The sequence below is a fragment of the Acinetobacter sp. YH01019 genome (genome assembly GCF_013420285.1).
GTDB classification, from domain to species: Bacteria; Pseudomonadota; Gammaproteobacteria; order Pseudomonadales; family Moraxellaceae; genus Acinetobacter; species Acinetobacter gandensis.
Genome location: NZ_VOYM01000143.1, coordinates 1 through 3,666, shown reverse-complemented (window position 1 = coordinate 3,666; position 3,666 = coordinate 1). Strand labels below are relative to the sequence as shown.

Genomic DNA, 3,666 nt, shown 5'->3' with positions numbered 1-3,666 from the left:
AATGGGAGTGCATGAGCTGTGGTACAGCTCATGATCGAGATATAAACTCAGCTCTAAACATTCTTGCGCTTGGGCATAAGCGTCTAGCTGTAGGAATCACCCTTTTTTAAGGGGGTGAGGATGTCAATGAATCCAACTACCTTGTCTATAGTTGATTTTAAGCACAGCCTCAACTTTTTATTGAGGCTCTATTCCAAAAACACTGATTTTTCAAAGCGTCTGAATTGCTTAGCATAGAGCCAATTCTTCAGCGAGTTTCGCCATGATTTGGTTCGTCATCACAGTTTTTGCAATCGCAGGTCTAATTAAAGGCACGATTGGGTTAGGCCTGCCTGCGGTATCGATGGGCTTACTTACCATGGTGATCAGTCCATTTCAGGCAGCCACGTTATTGATCATTCCATCTATGGTCACCAACTTTTGGCAACTATTTGCCGAAGGGCAGGTGCTGCGACTAATTCAACGCTTTTGGCCCTTGTTACTTGGGATTATCGTCGGTTCAATTTGGAGTATTTTTCCAACTTTAGGACATGGTGAATTTAAAAGTGAAGCTTTACTGGGGGGCATGTTGGCACTATACGGACTGTATGGGCTTTGTGCGAAAAGCTTACCGAACTTTGCACCACATGAAAAATGGCTATCTCCAATGATCGGTTATCTCGGTGGAGCGCTGACTGTTGCAACAGGTGTCGTGGTAATCCCTGTGGTGCCATATTTGCAAGGTTTGCAGCTCAAACGCGATGATCTCGTTCAGTCACTCGGTTTGGCCTTTACCACATCAACTATTTGTTTGGCAGTGTTCTTACAGCAAAATCCAGTGGAAGATCTTCCGATTGATTATGCGATGTCAGCCATGGCACTAATTCCAGCGCTCATTGGTATGTGGGCAGGGAAAAAAATCCGTTACCGCATTCCAGAACAAAAATTCCGTAAGGTGTTTTTTATCGGGTTGATTGCCCTCGGTGGCTATATGATGCTGCACCAGTTTGGCGTGATTTAAAGCCTAGACTTGGCCATCTAAAGTAGATTTTTCTGACAGTAGAAACTGACTAAAATGCTGATAATTTAAGGGTAAATCATCAAAATTACGTGCGGTGAGGAGCAGTTTTCGATTGGCCCATTCACCGCTGAGCTCAACTTGGGCAAAGGCATACAAACTGATTAATCGTTCGGCCGCACGTTTTGGCATGATGGCAATGCCCACACCATTCGCCACCACTTGGGCGATCGCGGCAAAGTTCGGCAAACGTAGCCGATACTGAATTTCACAGCCGAATAATTTGGCTTGTGCCTCGATCGATTGTTGCAAGGAATGATATTGCATCAAACCGACAAAGGGATAATTTAAAATCTCTGCGGGTTTGACGCTAGGTGTGGTGGCCAATTCATGGGTTATAGGGCAGATCAGCACCAACGGATCATCTGCAAACTCAAGTGTTTGTAGTTGTTCAGATTTAAAGAAACCTGAAATTAGCCCCAGTTGTGCATTACCTTGCTCTATCGCTGCAATGATGTCTTTAGACTCGGCTTCATGCAGCTCAATTTGTGTGTTGGGATTTTCCAGTAAATAACGTGGTAGCAAGACCGGTAAATATTCACTTTGTGCAGATGAATTACACCATAAGGTCATATTGGAACTCAGCCCATGGGCAAAGGGCCGCATAGCGTGTTCTAATTGTTGCCCCTCACCTAAGACGCGCTGTGCATGTTCAACCAAGGTTTGACCGGCAAGGGTCAGTTTGACCCCTTTGGCTTGGCGAGTGAACAGGGCGGTGCGGTAATGCTGTTCGAGTTTTTTAATCCGTTCACTGGCTGCTTGTAGCGAGATGGCAGAACGAGCAGCGCCTTTGGTCAGACTACCGCCGTCTACAATGTGCAGTACCAATTGAAGGTCGAACAAATCCAGTCGCATACGGTGTATTCCTTGGCTAATGCCTTATCTTACCGAAAGAGTAGCTATAAAAAAAAGCGACCTTTCGGCCGCTTTTCAATTGAATGTTGTATTCTTTTTTTAATGCCTTGGGGGCTTATTCTGATTTATCGCCCAAGCTAAAGAACCAGTTCAAAATCAGCGCTGCAAATGTTGCAGTACCAATACCGCCTAGGTTGAAGTTACCGAATTGAAGTGCAAAGTCACCTGTACCTAAAATAATCGTGACTGCTGCCACCATCAGGTTTTTGTTTTTTGAGAAATCGACTTTGTTTTCAATCCAAATTTTCGCACCTGCAATGGTAATTAGACCAAATACAACAATCGATGCACCTGTCAAAATGGCTTGCGGAATGGTATGAATAATCGCACCAAACTTTGGAGAAAGACCAAGGAAGATGGCGAATACACCTGCAAATACAAACACGATGGTCGAGTAAACACGCGTTACTGCCATCACACCAATATTTTCGCCATAAGTGGTCATACCCGGACCGCCGACACCGCCTGAAAGTGTAGTCGCAACACCATCTGCAACGAAGGCTTTACCAATGTGCGGATCGAGGTTTTCACCTGTCATCGCGCCCACAGCTTTGATGTGCCCAAGGTTTTCTGCAACCAAAATCAAAGCAATCGGTGCAATGATCAGCATGGCATTGAAATCAAAAACAGGCGAATGGAATTGAGGAACACCAAACCAAGCGGCTTGTTGCACTGGCAAGAAATTGATTGGCGTGCCATGACCCATGACATTGGAAATGATGTAATACACCAAATATGCCAGTAATAGACCGACCAATAGCAATAAGCGTTGTAATAAGCCCTTCGTGAACACAGCAATTGAACCCATACATAGTACAGTTACTAAAGCCATCCACATATTAAAGTTATTACCGGCAACCCCTTTAATGGTCACTGGGGCAAGGTTGAGACCAATGATCATCACCACTGCACCTGTCACTACAGGTGGCATGAGTTTTTCAATCCAACGGGTACCCGTTGCCATCACGATAAAACCAAAAATGGCATATAAAATACCGCAGGCCATAATCCCGCCAGCAGCCAATGCGATATTGGCATTTGCTGCGCCAGTACCTGATGCTGCATAACCTGTTGCGGCAATGACCACACCAATAAAGGCAAAGCTTGAGCCCAGATAACTTGGTACACGACCACCAGTCATAAAGAAGAACAAGATGGTACAGATGCCCGACATTAAAATTGCAAGATTGGCATCAAAACCCATCAAGAATGGTGCAAGAACCGTTGCACCAAACATTGCAAAGGCATGCTGTATCCCCAATACAACACTTTGCACAGGCGGAAGATACTCATTGGTACCGACAGGACGTGCATCAATATTGCCTTCGTATGGGCGCCATTTGGGAAACCAATTGGACATAAAATGAGCACTCAAAAGATAAATTGTGCACATCATACTCTTGTTTTTTAGAAGATTTAATTACTTTTAAAAATATTTTGTTCAAATTAATTACCTGACTTTACATGTATTTTTACCAAGTGGTAAAAGTTTTTTATATATAAAATTAATGTTAAATCATGTAATTAATCATTGTTGGTTTTTTATCTTAGTTCATAAATTTTTCTTATTTTATCAAATGGAGCGTAAAACTCTGTCCTTCAGGTCAGAGATATAAGCGACACGACATGAAGTGTCGTTTGATTTAACTAAGGACTATTTTTCTTGAGTTTTGATTGTTAATATAAGTACATGA

At 43.3% G+C, this 3,666-nt stretch carries 4 protein-coding genes; 2 read left to right on the top strand and 2 right to left on the bottom strand.

All coding sequences use genetic code 11. The features are described from left to right. Both FTT84_RS17260 and FTT84_RS17255 read left to right on the top strand, forming a co-directional pair. A partial coding sequence (locus FTT84_RS17260) for a zinc ribbon domain-containing protein (protein ID WP_179994364.1) occupies positions 1 to 110 on the top strand: 110 nt, incomplete at its 5' end. Positions 111 to 262: 152 nt separating this feature from the next. Then, the gene (locus FTT84_RS17255) at positions 263 to 1,000 is read left to right on the top strand and encodes a sulfite exporter TauE/SafE family protein (RefSeq protein WP_180035048.1); all 738 of its coding nucleotides are present in this window, start codon (positions 263 to 265) and stop codon (positions 998 to 1,000) included. Positions 1,001 to 1,003: 3 nt separating this feature from the next. On the opposite strand, the gene FTT84_RS17250 is transcribed toward FTT84_RS17255, so the two are convergent. Continuing rightward, entirely contained in the window at positions 1,004 to 1,912 is a 909-nt protein-coding gene (locus tag FTT84_RS17250; RefSeq protein WP_180022976.1) for a LysR family transcriptional regulator, read from the bottom strand. Positions 1,913 to 2,027: 115 nt separating this feature from the next. Beyond that, positions 2,028 to 3,332, bottom strand: coding sequence for a solute carrier family 23 protein (locus FTT84_RS17245; protein ID WP_180081967.1), 1,305 nt, complete (start codon positions 3,330 to 3,332; stop codon positions 2,028 to 2,030). Between the last annotated feature and the right edge of the window lie 334 nt (positions 3,333 to 3,666).

Coding starts and splice junctions, on each gene's coding strand:
- FTT84_RS17245 (WP_180081967.1), bottom strand. CDS start 3,332: ATGTCCAATTGGTTTCCCAAATGGCGCCCATACGAAGGCAATATTGAT.
- FTT84_RS17255 (WP_180035048.1), top strand. CDS start 263: ATGATTTGGTTCGTCATCACAGTTTTTGCAATCGCAGGTCTAATTAAA.
- FTT84_RS17250 (WP_180022976.1), bottom strand. CDS start 1,912: ATGCGACTGGATTTGTTCGACCTTCAATTGGTACTGCACATTGTAGAC.